Annotated in this window: 14 protein-coding genes; 1 reads left to right on the top strand and 13 read right to left on the bottom strand. The window is 61.4% G+C overall.

Features of this window, described 5'->3' with window-relative positions; genetic code table 11:
• Positions 1–3 precede the first annotated feature (3 nt).
• The 13 genes from ASG55_RS05795 to leuC all read right to left on the bottom strand — a co-directional run bounded on the left by ASG55_RS05795 (position 4) and on the right by leuC (position 14,947).
• Entirely contained in the window at positions 4–564 is a 561-nt protein-coding gene (locus tag ASG55_RS05795) for a CvpA family protein (RefSeq protein WP_016773942.1), read from the bottom strand.
• A gap of 98 nt (positions 565–662) precedes the next feature.
• Entirely contained in the window at positions 663–1,331 is a 669-nt protein-coding gene (locus tag ASG55_RS05790; protein ID WP_056784392.1) for an SPOR domain-containing protein, read from the bottom strand.
• Entirely contained in the window at positions 1,315–2,622 is a 1,308-nt protein-coding gene (gene folC, locus ASG55_RS05785) for a bifunctional tetrahydrofolate synthase/dihydrofolate synthase (RefSeq protein ID WP_056784389.1), read from the bottom strand. Before folC ends, ASG55_RS05790 begins: the two co-directional genes overlap by 17 nt.
• Positions 2,619–3,539 carry an acetyl-CoA carboxylase, carboxyltransferase subunit beta gene (gene accD, locus ASG55_RS05780; RefSeq protein WP_016773939.1) on the bottom strand — a complete coding sequence of 307 codons (921 nt, stop codon included), beginning with the start codon at positions 3,537–3,539 and terminating at the stop codon, positions 2,619–2,621. The genes folC and accD overlap by 4 nt, the downstream gene beginning before the upstream one ends.
• Positions 3,540–3,738: 199 nt before the next feature.
• Positions 3,739–4,371, bottom strand: coding sequence for a phosphoribosylanthranilate isomerase (locus ASG55_RS05775; protein ID WP_056784388.1), 633 nt, complete (start codon positions 4,369–4,371; stop codon positions 3,739–3,741).
• Positions 4,372–4,435: 64 nt separating this feature from the next.
• A complete protein-coding gene (gene truA / locus ASG55_RS05770) occupies positions 4,436–5,260 on the bottom strand; it encodes a tRNA pseudouridine(38-40) synthase TruA (protein ID WP_056784385.1) in 825 nt (274 codons plus the stop codon).
• Positions 5,261–5,526: 266 nt separating this feature from the next.
• Positions 5,527–8,187, bottom strand: a complete 2,661-nt coding sequence (locus ASG55_RS05765) for a FimV/HubP family polar landmark protein (RefSeq protein WP_056784383.1) — start codon at positions 8,185–8,187, stop codon at positions 5,527–5,529.
• Positions 8,188–8,396: 209 nt separating this feature from the next.
• Entirely contained in the window at positions 8,397–9,407 is a 1,011-nt protein-coding gene (locus ASG55_RS05760; RefSeq protein WP_041478533.1) for an aspartate-semialdehyde dehydrogenase, read from the bottom strand.
• 245 nt (positions 9,408–9,652) lie between these two features.
• Positions 9,653–10,765 (bottom strand): aspartate-semialdehyde dehydrogenase, encoded by a 1,113-nt coding sequence (gene asd / locus ASG55_RS05755; protein WP_016773934.1) that lies wholly within the window; start codon positions 10,763–10,765, stop codon positions 9,653–9,655.
• Between the two features lie 66 nt (positions 10,766–10,831).
• Entirely contained in the window at positions 10,832–11,914 is a 1,083-nt protein-coding gene (gene leuB / locus ASG55_RS05750; RefSeq protein WP_016773933.1) for a 3-isopropylmalate dehydrogenase, read from the bottom strand.
• A gap of 55 nt (positions 11,915–11,969) precedes the next feature.
• Entirely contained in the window at positions 11,970–12,737 is a 768-nt protein-coding gene (locus tag ASG55_RS05745) for a class I SAM-dependent methyltransferase (protein ID WP_056784380.1), read from the bottom strand.
• 132 nt (positions 12,738–12,869) lie between these two features.
• Positions 12,870–13,514, bottom strand: coding sequence for a 3-isopropylmalate dehydratase small subunit (leuD, locus tag ASG55_RS05740; RefSeq protein ID WP_056784378.1), 645 nt, complete (start codon positions 13,512–13,514; stop codon positions 12,870–12,872).
• Between the two features lie 2 nt (positions 13,515–13,516).
• The gene (gene leuC / locus ASG55_RS05735; RefSeq protein ID WP_041478531.1) at positions 13,517–14,947 is read right to left on the bottom strand and encodes a 3-isopropylmalate dehydratase large subunit; all 1,431 of its coding nucleotides are present in this window, start codon (positions 14,945–14,947) and stop codon (positions 13,517–13,519) included.
• Between the two features lie 139 nt (positions 14,948–15,086).
• On the opposite strand from leuC, the gene ASG55_RS05730 reads away from it, so the two are divergent.
• Entirely contained in the window at positions 15,087–15,977 is an 891-nt protein-coding gene (locus ASG55_RS05730; RefSeq protein WP_024012384.1) for a LysR family transcriptional regulator, read from the top strand.
• The last annotated feature ends 28 nt before the right edge of the window (positions 15,978–16,005 follow it).

The raw sequence follows: 16,005 nt of genomic DNA, 5'->3' as shown, positions 1-16,005 counted from the left end.
CACTCACTGAGGCGTTTTCGCCGTCGGCAAGAGCTGCTCCTTGAACGGAATCTCAGCGGGTACGCTGATTCCGCTGGCAAGCCACTGACTGCTCCACCCCAGTATCAGGTTTTTGGACCAGTCGGCGACCAATAGAAACTTGGGCACGAGCTGTGATTCTTTCCACCACCCGTCCTGCTGTACCGGCCCCAGGCTCAACAGCCCGACCGCCACGACCACCAGCAACACGCCACGCGCTGCGCCGAAGGCCATGCCGAGGAATCGATCGGTCCCGGACAACCCGGTGACGCGAACCAACTCGCCGATAAGATAATTGATCATTGCGCCCACGATCAGTGTGGCGACAAACATGATGGCACAGCCCGCGATCACGCGAGCCGATGGGGTTTCGATGTATCCGGCGAGGTACTCGGACAGTGAGCCACCAAACATCCAGGCAACCGCTCCTGCGATGATCCAGGTCAGCAGCGATAAAGCTTCCTTTACGAAGCCGCGGCTCAGACTGATCAAAGCGGAGATGGCGATGATTGCAACGATCGCCCAGTCAACCCAGGTAAATGGCACAGTGCAGCCTACAGACGGATAAGGCGGCGCATTTTAGCAGAGCGCATGGCTGTCGGTAAGCTGCGATTGTCAGTGCTTTTCAATCGAAGTGATAGATTTCAGCCACGTTCAGGCTGAAAACGGACAACGAAGCCCTTGAGGTTCTGCTGACGACTCAGCAGATCACGCAAACGATCGGCCTCGGCACGCTCGATCAGCGGACCGACGAACACCCGATTCTTGCCATCGGCAGAACGAATGTAGGCGTTATAGCCCTGGCTGCGCAGGTTCTTCTGCAGGCTTTCGGCGCTGGCGCGGCTCGACAGACTGGCCAGTTGCACCGACCAGCTCACCGACAGACCGTTGGCATCGACGCGGCTCTGCGTGGTATCCGGCTTGCTCGTTGCGGATGTGATCGGCTGAGCCGGCGCCGGAATCGGCTTGGCCACCGGTGGCGGCGTTGCCGGACGGGCTATCTGCGCAGGGATGGTCGGTGCTGGCGCAGCCGGTGCAGCCGGTGCAGCCGGGGCCGCAGGCACCGCTTCTTCAGCGACTTCTTCGTCAGTCGGCACAGGCTCTTGCGGCAAGGCTTGCGGCTCGGGCACGGCCACCGGGTCAATTTGCACCTGCGGCATGGCCGAAGGCTGAGGCGCAGCCGGGGCCTCGACGGTCACCTGACGCTGCTCGTCCTGGCGGGAAAACAGCATCGGCAGGAAGATCACCGCCAGCGCCACCAGCACCAGCGCGCCAACCATGCGCTGCTTGTACGCTTTATCCAGCAAAGCCATTTGCCGCTTCCTCCGTGGAGCGCCGGGCCAGCCATTCAAGGGCCTCGGCGACACAATAAAATGATCCGAACAAGAGAATCTCGTCGTCGCTGGTTGCTATAGCGCACTGCCCTTCCAGAGCGGCCGCAACGCTGGCATAGGACGTAACCGAAGCACCAAGGTTCTGCAGCGCTGCCTCAAGTTCAGCCACCGGACGCGCGCGCGGCGAATCCAGCGGCGCGACAGCCCAATGCGCGACACTAGCATTCAATTCGCCAACAACACCATCCAGATCCTTGTCCGCCAGCAACCCGAACACCGCCAGACGCTTGCCAACCGGCGGCCGCGCGGCCAGACGACGGGCGAGATATTCAGCGGCGTGCGGGTTGTGACCAACATCCAGCAACAGGTTCAGGCGCTTGCCATTCCATTCGAATGACCGACGATCGAGGCGTCCGACCACGCGCGTCGCCTGCAACGCCGCGACAATCTGTTCGGCATTCCACGGCAAACCTGTCAGCAGATAGGCTTGCAGCGCCAGCGCGGCGTTTTCCATCGGCAGATCGAGGAGCGGCAAGTCGCGCAACTCGACCACTTGGCCCAGGGCATCGGTGCCGCGCCATTGCCAGTGCTGGTCAGTGATGCCGAGATCGAAATCGCGTCCACGCAGGAAGAACGGGCAAGCCAGTTCGTGCGCCTTGTCGAGCAGTGGTTGCGGAGGATTCAGGTCGCCACACAGAGCAGGCTTGCCCTGGCGGAAAATTCCGGCCTTCTCGAAGGCCACGGATTCGCGGGTATCGCCCAGATAATCGGCGTGATCGACGCCAATGCTGGTGACCAGCGCAATATCGGCATCGACTACATTGACGGTATCCAGACGCCCGCCCAACCCGACTTCAAGCACCACAGCGTCAAGCGCCGCCTGCTGGAACAGCCAGAACGCTGCCAGAGTGCCCATTTCGAAGTAAGTCAGGGAAGTCTCGCCGCGGCCCGCCTCGACCGCAGCAAAGGCTTCGCAGAGCTGCACGTCAGTGGCTTCGACGCCGTTGAGCTGCACCCGCTCGTTGTAACGCAGCAGGTGCGGAGAATTGTAGACACCAACGCTCAGGCCCTGCGCACGCAGCAATGAAGCCACGAACGCGCAGGTCGAGCCCTTGCCGTTGGTGCCGGTGACCGTGATCACCCGAGGCGCCGGCTGGCCCAGCCCCATGCGGGACGCTACCTGTTGCGAACGCTCCAGGCCCATGTCGATGGCCGACGGATGCAACTGCTCAAGGTAGGCGAGCCATTCACCAAGGGTGCGCTGGGTCATACGTTGGCAGGCACCGGCGGCACCACGATCGGTTCGATCGGCGCGGCGACGAACTTCGGCGTCGGCTTGCCGGTCATCTGTGCCAGCAGGTTACCCAGACGCGGACGCAATTCCTGACGGTGAATGATCATGTCGATCGCGCCGTGCTCCAGCAGGAACTCGCTGCGCTGGAAGCCTTCCGGCAGTTTCTCGCGGACGGTCTGCTCGATCACACGCGGGCCGGCGAAGCCGATCAGGGCTTTCGGTTCGCCAACAATGACGTCACCGAGCATCGCCAGACTGGCGGAGACACCGCCGTAAACCGGGTCGGTGAGTACGGAAATGAACGGAATGCCTTCTTCACGCAGACGCGCAAGCACGGCCGAAGTCTTGGCCATCTGCATCAGCGAGATCAGCGCTTCCTGCATGCGTGCACCACCGGAGGCGGCGAAGCAGATCATCGGGCAGCGGTTTTCCAGTGCGTAGTTGGCAGCGCGAACGAAGCGCTCACCGACGATGGCGCCCATGGAACCGCCCATGAAGTTGAATTCGAATGCCGAAACCACTACCGGCATGCCCAGCAAAGTACCGCTGACCGAGATCAGCGCGTCTTTTTCGCCGGTCTGCTTCTGCGCGGCAACCAGGCGATCCTTGTACTTCTTGCCGTCACGGAATTTCAGACGATCAACCGGCTCCAGGTCAGCGCCCAGTTCGTTACGGCCTTCCGGGTCGAGGAAGATGTCGATGCGGGCACGTGCGCCGATGCGCATGTGGTGGTTGCACTTGGGGCAAACGTCCAGGGTCTTTTCCAGTTCCGGACGGTACAACACCGCCTCGCAGGACGGGCATTTGTGCCACAGACCTTCAGGCACCGAGCTCTTCTTGACCTCCGAGCGCATGATCGAAGGGATCAGTTTGTCTACTAACCAGTTGCTCATGCTTTCTTTCTCCAGTACCGGCGGCCCGAACGCTCTGGTTCGCAGCCCCGCGTATGCCCTTGAGCTAAATTCATGTGTGTGGCGATGGTTGCCGAACAGTGGCGGTCAGCGCGGAACATGACCTGCGTACGATTCAGCAACCCTCAGCCGCGCCTGCTTTGTGCAAGTGCATTGATGGACGGCGGCAGACTGCCAGCCGTCACATCGACGATGTATTGCCGCGCACCGCGTTGATGAATGCGCGAATCTTGTGGTGATCCTTGATGCCTTTGCTCGCTTCTACCCCGCCGCTGACATCCACCGCGTAGGGCTTGACCCGTGCTACCGCGTCGGCAACGTTCTCCGGCGTCAGGCCGCCGGCCAGAATCAGCGGCTTGCTCAAGTGTTGCGGAATCAGTGACCAGTCAAACGCCTCGCCGGTTCCACCGGGCACCCCTTCGACATAGGTGTCGAGCAGTACGCCACTGGCGCCGGGAAAGGCATCGCAGGCAGCAGCAATGTCATCACCCGCCTTGACCCGCAGCGCTTTGATGTACGGACGATGCCAGCCTTCACACTCCTCCGCACTTTCGTCGCCATGGAACTGCAGCAGATCCAGCGGCACCGCATCGAGGATTTCCCCCAGCTCGCAACGACTGGCATTGACGAACAGCCCCACGGTGGTAACGAACGGCGGCAGCGCCTTGATGATCGCCCGCGCCTGCTGCACGTTCACCGCTCGCGGACTCTTGGCGTAAAACACCAGGCCGATCGCGTCGGCACCGGCTTCGACGGCGGCCAGCGCATCTTCGATGCGGGTAATGCCGCAGATCTTGCTGCGAACGGCTGACATGTCAGGAAAACCTCAAGGCAAAATCCGAAAACGTCCCGGATGGTAACAAAAGCGTTCGAGGGCGTCAGCCGTCAAGTTCGGAGAAACCCGTAAGGAAATGTGGCCCGATAAAGCGCTCGGGCAACGGAAATTCGTCGTGGTACTCGACCTGCACCAGATACAACCCGTAGGGATGCGCCGTGACCCCGCCGGAGCGACGCTCGCGACTGTCCAGCACTTCCTTCATCCACTCCACCGGACGCTCACCGGCACCGATGGTCATCAGCACACCAGCGATATTGCGCACCATGTGATGCAGGAACGCGTTGGCCCGAATGTCGAGCACGATCATCTTGCCGTGACGGGTCACGCGCAGGTGATGCATCTTCTTGATCGGCGACTTTGCCTGGCACTGACCGGCCCGGAACGCGCTGAAATCGTGGGTACCGATCAGGTACTGCGCGGCCTCGGCCATGCGCTCGGCGTCGAGCGGACGGTGATTCCAGGTGATTTCTTCATTGAGGTGCGCCGGGCGGATCTGATCGTTGTAGATCACATAGCGATAACGCCGGGCAATGGCTTTGAAGCGCGCATGAAAATGCGCCGGCATGACCCTGGCCCAACTGACGCTGATGTCGTGGGGCAGATTGATGTTGGCGCCCATGACCCAGGCTTTCAGCGAGCGATCAACCTGGGTGTCAAAGTGCACCACTTGGCCGCAGGCATGCACGCCGGCATCGGTACGCCCGGCGCATTGCAGGGAAACCGGCGAATTGGCGACTTTCGACAGGGCTTTTTCAAGCTCTTCCTGCACCGTCGCCACTCCGGTCAGCTGCCGTTGCCAGCCGCTGTAGCGCGAGCCTTTGTACTCAACGCCCAGCGCGACGCGGTAAAAGCCGTCGGGCGCCATTTCGGCGACCGGGTTATCTATGTTTGCCAAGGTGGGACAGCCTGCTGATTTGCAAAGGCGGGCATTATAAGGCGGTGGGCTGGGGATGCCAGAGTTCTCTATCGGCAGTACCGCCCCCTTCGCGAGCAGGCTCGCTCCCACATTTGCAATGCGCCCCCCTGTGGGAGCGAGCCTGCTCGCGAAAGCAATCGATCAAACACCGCCGAATCCGGCACAAACAAAAACGGCAGCCCCACCGGGCTGCCGCTTGTTGTTTACCGCTGAACTTACGCCAGGTTGGAAAGCATTTCCTTGGCCTCGCCCCGCTGCTTCTCGTCACCCTCGGTCAACACTTCGTTGAGGATGTCACGCGCACCGTCAGCGTCGCCCATGTCGATGTAAGCCTGGGCCAGATCGAGTTTGGTCGCTGCTTCGTCGGTGCCGGCGAGGAAGTCGAAATCATCTTCACCCAGGTCATCACCCAACGCTGCGTCCGCTTCGGTGAAGCTCGGTTCGGCCATGCTTTGCGACAGGCGATCCAGCTCGGCATTGACGTCGTCAAGCTCGGCCGCGAAAGCATCCGGCTCGGCGGCTGGGTTGGTGTCCATTTCGTCGGCCAGCGACAGGTCGAAATCGGCTGGGAGTTCCAGATCGTCCTGCGGCACGTCAGCAACTACCGGCGTCTCGACCGGCGGCAAGTCCTTCACGCCGTCGTCAAGATCCAGCAGGAAGTCATCTTCAGCCAACGTGGCCGGCGATGGTTCGGCGCCCAGATCCATGTCCAGATCGAAGTCCGACAGATCGTCGAGATTGTCTTTCATCTCGGTCTGCTCTTGCAGCACCGAAGCGAAGCTCAGATCGTCTTCGGCCGGAAATGCGTCGAGCTCGACAGGCGCTTCTGGCTCGACCGCTGGCGCAGGATCGACCGGGGTGATGTTGTCGAGGTCGTCCAGGCTCAAATCGAACGCGGTGTCGAGATCGTCAGCGGCAGCCTCGGGCGCTTGCGGCTCGTCTTGCAGCAATTCCTTGACGTACTGCGCGTCCAGTTCGGCAGCGACGGCGGCAGCTGCCAGCCCACCGGCAGCGACCACAGCCATGGCTGGGAAGCGGCTTTTCAGCGCTTCGACCTTGGCGAAGTTATCGCCATTGGCCACCAGTTGACGCTCTTGCGCAACGAACGCATCGCGGTCGCCCTGCTGACCGTAGACTTCCATCAGCTTCAGGCGCAGATCGCTGCGTTCCGGCTCAAGGCTGACGCCCTCTTCCAGCAGCGCAGCGGCCTGATTAAGGCGGCCGGCATTGATGTGCGATTGCGCTTTGTCGAGCACATCATCAGAGCGTTCGCCGGCCGGGGCCACCAGTGGTGCGGCAATCGGCGCAGCCATCACCACCGGAGTGACGACCGGTGCAGGGGCTGGCGCAGGTGCCGGAGCTGGCGTGTTGAGCTTGACGCTGGCTGCCGGGGTTTCCAGGCCGGAGAAGCTGCTTTCCGGCAGATCCTGCTCAGCGGAGAACTCTTGCTCTTCAGCCAGAGCGCGGGCCATGCGCAGGTGCTTTTCGGCTTCCTGCTGGGCTTTGCGGCGACGTGCCAGCAGCAACAGCAGAAGCAGCAGAACCACCGCACCGCCGCCGATCAGGCCGAGCAGGATCGGATTGGTCAGCAGTTCATTGAAGGCTTTGTCGTCATCGGCGGCAGCAGGCGGCGTAGTTTCGACCACCGGCTCGACGACTGGCTCAACCGGGGTTTCCGCTGGCGGCGCGATGGCTGACTCTGGAGTCGGTGAAGCCGCTGCGGCGTCGGCCGGAGTGGCTGGCGGGGTCGCCGCCAGTTCGGCAGTGATCGCCGGCACCGGCGGCACAGCAGCAGTGGCGCCAGGCGCAGCGCCGGCGCCGTCGGCTTGCATCTTCGCCAGTTGATTGTTCTTCAGCTCGATGAGCTTTTGCAGCTTGTCCAACTGGCTCTGCAGATCAGCCATGCGGCTTTTCAGTTCCTCGTTGTCACGACGGGTCGTGTCGAGGTTTTCCTGAGTGATTGCCAGTTTGTTGCTCAGCGCCTTGGCGTCGCCGGCCGGGCCTTTCGCACCGGGCTTGGCGCTTTCCGCCGAGACCAGGCTCAGATTGTCCTGGGTGTTGGCCGCTGCACCGGTATTGCCACGGCCACGATTGGTCGCATCCAGCTGCTGCTGACCGGTGCCAGGCTTGCCTACATAACGACGGCCCTGACGCCAGGCTTCGTTCTGCGCCGCCACTTCAGCAATGGCAGCCGACTGCGGCAGCGCTGTGCTTTGTACCGGGTCCGGCAGACGCAGCACCTGGCCGGTTTTCAGACGGTTGATGTTGCCGTCGATAAAGGCATTCGGATTGAGCGCCTGAATCGCCAGCATGGTCTGCTGCACCGAGCCGCCGTTGCGCGCCTTCGCGGCGATTTCCCACAGGGTATCGCGCGGCGTGGTGGTGTATTGATTGCGATGGGTGGCGCCAGTGGTGGGCGCAGTGATGGTCTGCGACGGCGCCGGTTGCGCGGCGGCGTCTGCGGTCTGCGGCGAGAACTTCGACGGATCGAGCAGCACGCTGTAATCACGCAACAAGCGGCCATTGGGCCACATCACCTGCACAAGGAACTTCACCATCGGTTCCGACAGCGGTTGGCTCGAGGTCACGCGCAACACGCTTTTGCCGTTGGCGTTGAGTACCGGGGTGAACGTCAGGTCATTGAGAAAAGCCTGACGGTCGACGCCGGCCTTGGCGAAATCTTCAGGGGAAGCCAGGCTCGGCACCACTTCGGCAGCGGTGAGATCCTTGACGTCGAGCAGCTCGATTTCAGCCACCAACGGCTGGTTCAGGGTCGACTTCAGGGTCAGCTCCCCGAGCCCGAGGGCATGCGCCATACCGGAGGACAGCGCCGAGGCGGCCGCTATTGCTAACACCAGTTTGCGAACTTGAACCATAGCCTCATCCTTTGTTTGAACGTTCCTCGGCCAGCGAGAAGCTTTTGAATACCGCTGCCGTAAGGCATTGCGCGCGACGACGGGGGTCGCCGCGCGCGATCATTTCGGTGCTGCCCCGGAAAGTCCCGGAGGGTGACTCGTCATCGACGCGCTTCGGGCAAGCATAGCGCTCACCTAGAATCAGTCGACAAATTGTTGCCAAGTATCTTTTACAGCAGGTCTTTTATCAACAACTCAGCCAGTTGCACGGCGTTGAGCGCCGCGCCTTTGCGTACGTTATCTGACGTCAGCCAAAGATTTAGTTCCGCCGGGTCGTCGACGCCCGTCCGCACGCGGCCTACGTAGACCACGTCCTGCCCCACCGCATCGCCGACCGCGGTCGGATAATCACCGGCCTCGACCAGCTCGATGCCCGGTGCAGCCTCAAGCGCTGCGTTGACCTTTTCCAGGTCAACAGCGCTGCCTGACTGCAAGGTCACGCTAAAGCTATCGCCAAAAAACACCGGGGCTTGAACGCAAGTGGCAGAAATCTTCAATAAAGGTTTTGCCAGAACCTGGCGCAGCTCTCGAACCAATCGTTTTTCCAGCAGCGTGTGGCCCTGCGCATCAGGCGTACCGACTTGTGCCAGCAGGTTGAAGGCCATCTGCCGGTCGAAGAACGTCGGTTCCAGCGGACGCATGTTGAGCAGCTCGGCGGTCTGCCGCGCGAGCTCGGTGACCGCCTCGCGGCCTTGCGCCGAAACGGCCAGATTGGCGGTGACGTTGACGTATTGCAGATCGAGCAGATCGAGCAGCGGCGCCAGCACCACTGCAAGCGTCGTAGCAGACGGGCTTGGGCTGCTGACCTGGAATGGGCTTTTCAGACTGGCGAGAATATCGGCATTGGCCTCCGGCACCACCTGTGGCGCCTGATCGGTGGACAAGGCGCCGGACAAGTCGATCAACGAGCAACCGGCAGCATGGGCGCGAGCGGCGTAGCTCAGCGACACCGCAGCGCCGGCGGCGAAGAACACCAGTCTGACCTTGCTGAAATCGAACTCGTCGACCTCGCGCACGCGGACGTTTTTGTTGCGGAACAGCACCGAGCTGCCGGCCGATTCACTGCTGGCCAGCAGGTGCAGGTTGCCGACCGGGAAGTCGCGTTCTTCGAGAATCTGTACGAGGGTTTCGCCGACAGTACCGGTGGCGCCGATAACGGCGATATCGAAAGTCTGGGTCATGGAGCTACCTCTGGCAAAACGGGGGGAGCGGCACTTTACCGGGTGGGTGGCGCGCAGGCAATTTCTGCGGGATTTGCGGCGGCTGTGCCGGCCCTTTCGCGAGCAGGCTCGCTCCCACAGGGACCGCATTTCAATGTGGGAGCGAGCCTGCTCGCGAAAAAGGCAGTACAGACACCGGAGAAATCCTTGGCATAAAAAAACCCGCACCTCTTTCAAGGCACGGGCTTCTTCATGGCTTCAAGCGATCAACGCTCGAGCAGGATTCGCAGCATGCGGCGCAGCGGTTCGGCCGCACCCCACAGCAGCTGGTCGCCGACGGTGAAGGCGCCGACGAATTGCGAACCCATGTTCAGCTTGCGCAGACGACCGACCGGTACATTCAGGGTGCCGGTGACCTTGGTCGGGCTCAGCTCCTGCATGCTGATCTCGCGGTTGTTCGGTACCAGCTTGACCCAAGGGTTGTGCTGGCTGATCAGCCCTTCGATATCAGCGATCGGTACGTCCTTGTTCAGCTTGATGGTCAGCGCCTGGCTGTGGCAGCGCATGGCGCCGATGCGCACGCAGATGCCGTCGACCGGGATCGGGCTCTTGAAGCGACCGAGGATCTTGTTGGTCTCGGCCTGGGCCTTCCACTCTTCGCGGCTCTGGCCGTTCGGCAGTTCCTTGTCGATCCACGGGATCAGGCTGCCGGCCAGCGGTACGCCGAAGTTTTCGGTCGGGTACGCGTCGCTGCGCATGGCTTCGGCCACGCGACGGTCGATGTCGAGGATCGCGCTGGCCGGATCGGCCAGTTGATCGGCGACAGCGGCGTGGGTCGCGCCCATCTGCTTGATCAGTTCACGCATGTTCTGCGCGCCGGCACCGGAGGCCGCCTGATAGGTCATGGCGCTCATCCACTCGACCAGACCGGCCTCGAACAGACCGCCCAGACCCATCAGCATCAGGCTGACGGTGCAGTTGCCGCCAATGTAGTTCTTGGTGCCCGCGTCCAGTTGCTGGTCGATGACCTTGCGGTTGACCGGATCGAGAATGATCACCGCGTCATCGTTCATGCGCAGGCTCGACGCCGCGTCGATCCAGTAACCCTGCCAGCCGGCTTCACGCAGCTTCGGGAATACTTCGCTGGTGTAGTCGCCGCCTTGGCAGGTCAGGATCACGTCGAGGGTCTTCAGCTCGTCAATGCTGTAAGCGTCCTTGAGAGGAGCAATGTCCTTGCCCACGGACGGGCCTTGGCCACCGACATTGGACGTGGTGAAAAACACCGGCTCGATAAGATCGAAATCCTGCTCTTCCAGCATCCGCTGCATGAGCACGGAACCGACCATCCCGCGCCAACCGATCAGACCTACACGTTTCATCGCAACTACACCTTCTTGAAAAGTGGGCCGCTGCTTTGTATTGAATTTCGCAGCGGGCCCGAGAGATTACAGATTCCGCAGCGCGGCGACTACTGCGTCGCCCATTTCCTGCGTACCGACTTTGGTACAACCGGCCGAGTGGATGTCGCCGGTGCGCAAGCCCTGATCGAGCACGACGCTGACAGCTTTTTCGATGGCATCGGCAGCGTCGTGCAGATTGAAGCTGTAACGCAGCATCATCGATACCGACAGGATCGTCGCCAGCGGGTTGGCAATGCCTTTACCGGCAATGTCCGGGGCCGAACCGTGGCAAGGCTCGTACATGCCCTTGTTGTTGGAATCCAGCGAGGCCGACGGCAGCATGCCGATCGAGCCGGTGAGCATCGACGCTTCGTCGGAGAGGATGTCGCCGAACATGTTGTCGGTGACGATCACGTCGAACTGCTTGGGTGCGCGCACCAACTGCATGGCGGCGTTGTCGACGTACATGTGGCTCAGTTCGACTTCCGGGTAATCCTTGGCCACTTGCTCGACCACTTCGCGCCACAACTGGCTGGATGCCAGGACGTTGGCCTTGTCCACCGAGCAGAGCTTCTTGCCACGAACCATGGCCATGTCGAAACCGACACGGGCGATGCGGCGGATTTCGCTTTCGCTGTACGGCAGCGTGTCGTAGGACTGACGCTCGCCGTTGTCCAGCGTACGGGTGCCACGCGGCGCGCCGAAGTAAATGCCGCCGGTCAGCTCACGGACAATGAGGATGTCCAGACCGGCAACGATTTCCGGTTTCAGGCTCGACGCGTCGGCCAGTTGCGGATAGAGGATCGCCGGGCGCAGGTTGCCGAACAGGCCCAGTTGCGCGCGGATTTTCAGCAGACCGCGCTCAGGGCGGATGTCACGCTCGATGGTGTCCCATTTCGGGCCACCGACCGCGCCCAGCAGCACGGCGTCGGCAGCGCGGGCGCGATCAAGGGTTTCGTCGGCCAGCGGCACGCCATGCTTGTCGATGGCCGCGCCGCCGATCACGTCGTGGCTCAGCTCGAAGCCCAGGCTGTACTTGTCATTGGCCAATTCCAGCACCTTGACCGCTTCGGCCATGATTTCCGGACCAATACCGTCACCCGGGAGAATCAGAATCTGCTTGCTCATGCTTTCCTCGTGTCTTCAAGCGGTGCGCCAGTGAACGGCGCGCCGGGAAAAATTCCTATCGCTCGGCCATCAGTACGATCACATCGGTACTGAACGAGCCGTCGGCATCTATCTCAAAATACTCACGCACTTCGTTGCCCATCGACTGCTGCAACTGGCGGATCGCCGCGCGCATCACGTCAGGTGTGCGCATGCGCTCGACCCAGCTGCTGTACTCCAGACGCAGGCGCTGCCGGGTGGTACTGCGCACATGCAGACCAGCCTCGCTGACCTGGCGCAGCCACTCGGCGGCGGAGTAGTCGCGGACATGGCTGGTGTCGCGCAGCACTTCGACGCTTTGCAGGTAAGTGTCGAACAACGCACTGCCCGGTGACAACACGTCAACGAAAGCCGCCACCCCGCCCGGCTTCAGCACCCGGCGCACTTCGCGCAAGGCGAGACCGAGGTCGCTCCAGTGATGCGCCGAGTACCGGCTAAACACAAAATCGAACTCGCCATCAACGAACGGCAAGCGCTCGGCAGCGCCGTTGACGGTAATGATGTTGTTCAAGCCGCGATCAACGGCAGCGCCGGCAACCACATCAAGCATTTGCTGCGACAGGTCGTAAGCCACCACTTCCTTGACCAATGGAGCGACGTGGAAACTGACATGGCCTGCGCCGCAACCCAAGTCCAGCAAACGAGCCTCGCCCTGCCCGGCCAGCTCAGCCTGTAGCAATGCGAATTCGGTGCCTTGAGCGTGCACGGCGCTGCTCAGGTAGGCGGCGGCCTGTTCACCGAATTGCTTTTGTACGACCTGAGTGTGTTGGGCGGTGCTGGTCATGGGCACATCCTGGTATCTATGTTGTTTGCGCTGCCGTCTTCGCGAGCAGGCTCGCTCCCACAGGGGAATGCATTCCAAGGTGGGAGCGAGCCTGCTCGCGAAGGGGCCAGCCCCGACTACATCAATTTCGAATCACACGTCGCGAAACAACCACGGCTGGCTAACCCGATGTTTCGCCTCGAACGTCGCAATCGCATCGCCGTCCTGCAAGGTCAGGCCGATATCGTCCAGACCGTTGAGCAGGCAGTGCTTGCGGAACGCATCGATCTCGAAGCTGTACACCTTGCCATCCGGGCGGGTCACGGTCTGCGCTTGCAAGTCGATCTGCAATTGATAACCCGGCTCGGCTTCAACCTGCTTAAACAGTTCATCAACTTCTGCATCGCTGAGAATGATCGGCAGCAGGCCGTTCTTGAAACTGTTGTTGAAGAAGATGTCGGCGTAACTCGGCGCAATGATGCTGCGGAAACCGTACTCTTCCAGCGCCCACGGCGCGTGTTCACGGCTCGAGCCGCAGCCGAAGTTCTCGCGGGCGAGCAATACGCTGGCACCCTGATAACGCTCGGCGTTGAGGACGAAATCCTTGTTCAACGGGCGCTTGGAGTTGTCCTGATACGGCTGGCCGACATCCAGATAACGCCACTCGTCGAACAGGTTCGGACCGAAACCGGTGCGCTTGATCGACTTCAAGAACTGCTTGGGAATGATCTGATCGGTGTCGACGTTGGCACGATCCAGAGGCGCGACAAGACCAGTGTGCTGAGTAAATGCCTTCATCTTTACTGTGCTCCTTGGATCAATTCACGAACGTCGATGAAACGGCCGTTCACCGCTGCTGCCGCCGCCATGGCCGGGCTGACCAGGTGGGTACGGCCACCGGCGCCCTGACGGCCTTCGAAGTTACGGTTGGAAGTCGAGGCGCAATGCTCGCCGGACTCCAAACGGTCCGGGTTCATCGCCAGGCACATCGAGCAACCCGGCTCGCGCCATTCGAAACCGGCCTCGAGGAAAATCTTGTCCAGCCCCTCGGCTTCAGCCTGCGCCTTGACCAGACCCGAGCCCGGCACGACGATTGCCTGCTTGATGGTCGAGGCGACCTTGCGGCCCTTGGCGATGACCGCAGCGGCGCGCAAGTCTTCGATGCGCGAGTTGGTGCAGGAACCGATGAATACGCGATCAAGCTGAATGTCGGTGATCGCCTGATTGGCGGTCAGACCCATGTATTTCAAGGCGCGAACGATCGAGTCACGTTTGACCAGATCCATTTCCTTGGCCGGATCCGGCACGTTCTGATCAACAGCCAAAACCATCTCAGGCGAAGTGCCCCAGCTGACTTGCGGCTTGATTTGCGCGGCGTCGAGCTCGACCACGGTGTCGAATTTGGCATCGGCGTCGGAGACCAGGTCTTTCCAGGCTTCGACGGCCATGTCCCACTGCTCGCCCTTCGGCGCGAATGGACGACCTTTGACGTAGTCGATGGTCTTCTGATCTGCCGCCACCAGGCCCACGCGGGCGCCGGCTTCGATGGACATGTTGCAGATGGTCATGCGGCCTTCGACGGACAGATCGCGGATCGCGCTGCCGGCAAATTCGATGGCGTGGCCGTTACCGCCGGCGGTGCCGATCTTGCCGATCACCGCAAGGACGATGTCCTTGGCGGTCACGCCGAACGGCAATTGGCCTTCGACGCGCACCAGCATGTTTTTCATTTTCTTGGCCACCAGGCACTGCGTGGCGAGGACGTGCTCGACCTCGGAGGTGCCGATGCCGTGGGCCAACGCACCGAATGCGCCATGGGTCGAGGTGTGCGAGTCGCCGCAAACCACGGTCATGCCCGGCAAGGTCGCGCCCTGCTCCGGGCTGATCACGTGAACGATGCCCTGACGGACGTCGTTCATCTTGAATTCGACGATGCCGTATTCATCGCAGTTGTCGTCGAGGGTCTGCACCTGCAAACGCGAAACCTGGTCGGCAATGGCTTCGATGCCGCCCTTGCGCTCCGGAGTGGTCGGTACGTTGTGGTCCGGGGTCGCGATGTTGGCATCGATGCGCCAAGGCTTGCGCCCGGCCAGACGCAAGCCTTCGAAGGCTTGCGGCGAAGTCACTTCGTGGATGATGTGACGATCGATGTAGATCAGCGCCGAGCCATCGTCGCGCTGCTTGACCAAATGCGAATCCCAGAGCTTGTCGTAGAGCGTTTTGCCGGCCATCAGACGGTTCCTCATCAGCTTGTTTCTATGCCCTGGGCTTATCAATAACCCTTTGGCTTGTGAGGCCGATCCTATGGGGTTAGATTAAATAACTCAAATTCATATTTTTTATGCTTTGGATAACCAACTGGAATGCGACATGGATCTGGCTAACCTGAATGCTTTTATTGCCATCGCCGAGACCGGCAGCTTCTCCGGCGCCGGCGAACGCCTTCATCTGACACAACCGGCGATCAGCAAGCGCATCGCCGGGCTTGAGCAGCAATTGAAAGTGCGCCTGTTTGATCGACTAGGTCGCGAAGTCGGTCTGACCGAGGCGGGTCGCGCCCTGCTGCCAAGGGCCTATCAGATTCTCAATGTGCTCGACGACACCCGCCGCGCCCTGACCAACCTGACCGGTGAAGTCAGCGGCCGCCTTACGCTGGCCACCAGTCACCACATCGGCCTGCACCGCTTGCCGCCTCTATTAAGGGAGTTCACCCGCCGCTACCCACAGGTTGCGCTGGATATTCAGTTCCTTGATTCGGAAGTGGCCTACGAGGAAATTCTCCACGGCCGCGCAGAACTGGCGGTCATCACCCTCGCGCCAGAGCCGCACACCCTGGTCAAAGCCACGCCGGTGTGGGACGACCCGCTGGATTTCGTCGTCGCCCCGGAGCATTCGCTGATCAACAACGGTGCCGTCAGTCTGGCGGACATCGCCGGCCATCCGGCGGTTTTCCCCGGCGGCAACACCTTTACCCACCACATCGTCCAGCGCTTGTTCGAAGCCCAGGGCCTGACGCCGAACATCGCCATGAGCACCAACTACCTGGAAACCATCAAGATGATGGTCTCCATTGGCCTGGCCTGGAGCGTGCTGCCGCGCACCATGCTCGACGAACAAGTGGCAAGCATCGCATTGCCGGGCATACAGCTCACTCGCCAGCTAGGCTATATCTTGCACACCGAACGGACGCTATCGAATGCAGCACGCGCCTTCATGGCCCTGCTGGATGCACAAATCGATCGGCCAGGGATCCCGGCCTGACTTGTGCTACTCCTATAGAGCCGCTCCT

The organism is Pseudomonas sp. Leaf434, assembly GCF_001425545.1.
GTDB lineage: Bacteria > Pseudomonadota > Gammaproteobacteria > Pseudomonadales > Pseudomonadaceae > Aquipseudomonas > Aquipseudomonas siliginis.
This window is presented reverse-complemented; position numbering and strand designations above follow the sequence as displayed.

What these genes read in the sequence shown, in the direction of transcription:
- ASG55_RS05790 (WP_056784392.1), bottom strand. Translation starts at nt 1,331, where the DNA reads ATGGCTTTGCTGGATAAAGCGTACAAGCAGCGCATGGTTGGCGCGCTG.
- folC (WP_056784389.1), bottom strand. Translation starts at nt 2,622, where the DNA reads ATGACCCAGCGCACCCTTGGTGAATGGCTCGCCTACCTTGAGCAGTTG.
- accD (WP_016773939.1), bottom strand. Translation starts at nt 3,539, where the DNA reads ATGAGCAACTGGTTAGTAGACAAACTGATCCCTTCGATCATGCGCTCG.
- ASG55_RS05775 (WP_056784388.1), bottom strand. Translation starts at nt 4,371, where the DNA reads ATGTCAGCCGTTCGCAGCAAGATCTGCGGCATTACCCGCATCGAAGAT.
- truA (WP_056784385.1), bottom strand. Translation starts at nt 5,260, where the DNA reads ATGGCGCCCGACGGCTTTTACCGCGTCGCGCTGGGCGTTGAGTACAAA.
- ASG55_RS05765 (WP_056784383.1), bottom strand. Translation starts at nt 8,187, where the DNA reads ATGGTTCAAGTTCGCAAACTGGTGTTAGCAATAGCGGCCGCCTCGGCG.
- ASG55_RS05760 (WP_041478533.1), bottom strand. Translation starts at nt 9,407, where the DNA reads ATGACCCAGACTTTCGATATCGCCGTTATCGGCGCCACCGGTACTGTC.
- asd (WP_016773934.1), bottom strand. Translation starts at nt 10,765, where the DNA reads ATGAAACGTGTAGGTCTGATCGGTTGGCGCGGGATGGTCGGTTCCGTG.
- leuB (WP_016773933.1), bottom strand. Translation starts at nt 11,914, where the DNA reads ATGAGCAAGCAGATTCTGATTCTCCCGGGTGACGGTATTGGTCCGGAA.
- ASG55_RS05745 (WP_056784380.1), bottom strand. Translation starts at nt 12,737, where the DNA reads ATGACCAGCACCGCCCAACACACTCAGGTCGTACAAAAGCAATTCGGT.
- leuD (WP_056784378.1), bottom strand. Translation starts at nt 13,514, where the DNA reads ATGAAGGCATTTACTCAGCACACTGGTCTTGTCGCGCCTCTGGATCGT.
- leuC (WP_041478531.1), bottom strand. Translation starts at nt 14,947, where the DNA reads ATGGCCGGCAAAACGCTCTACGACAAGCTCTGGGATTCGCATTTGGTC.
- ASG55_RS05730 (WP_024012384.1), top strand. Translation starts at nt 15,087, where the DNA reads ATGGATCTGGCTAACCTGAATGCTTTTATTGCCATCGCCGAGACCGGC.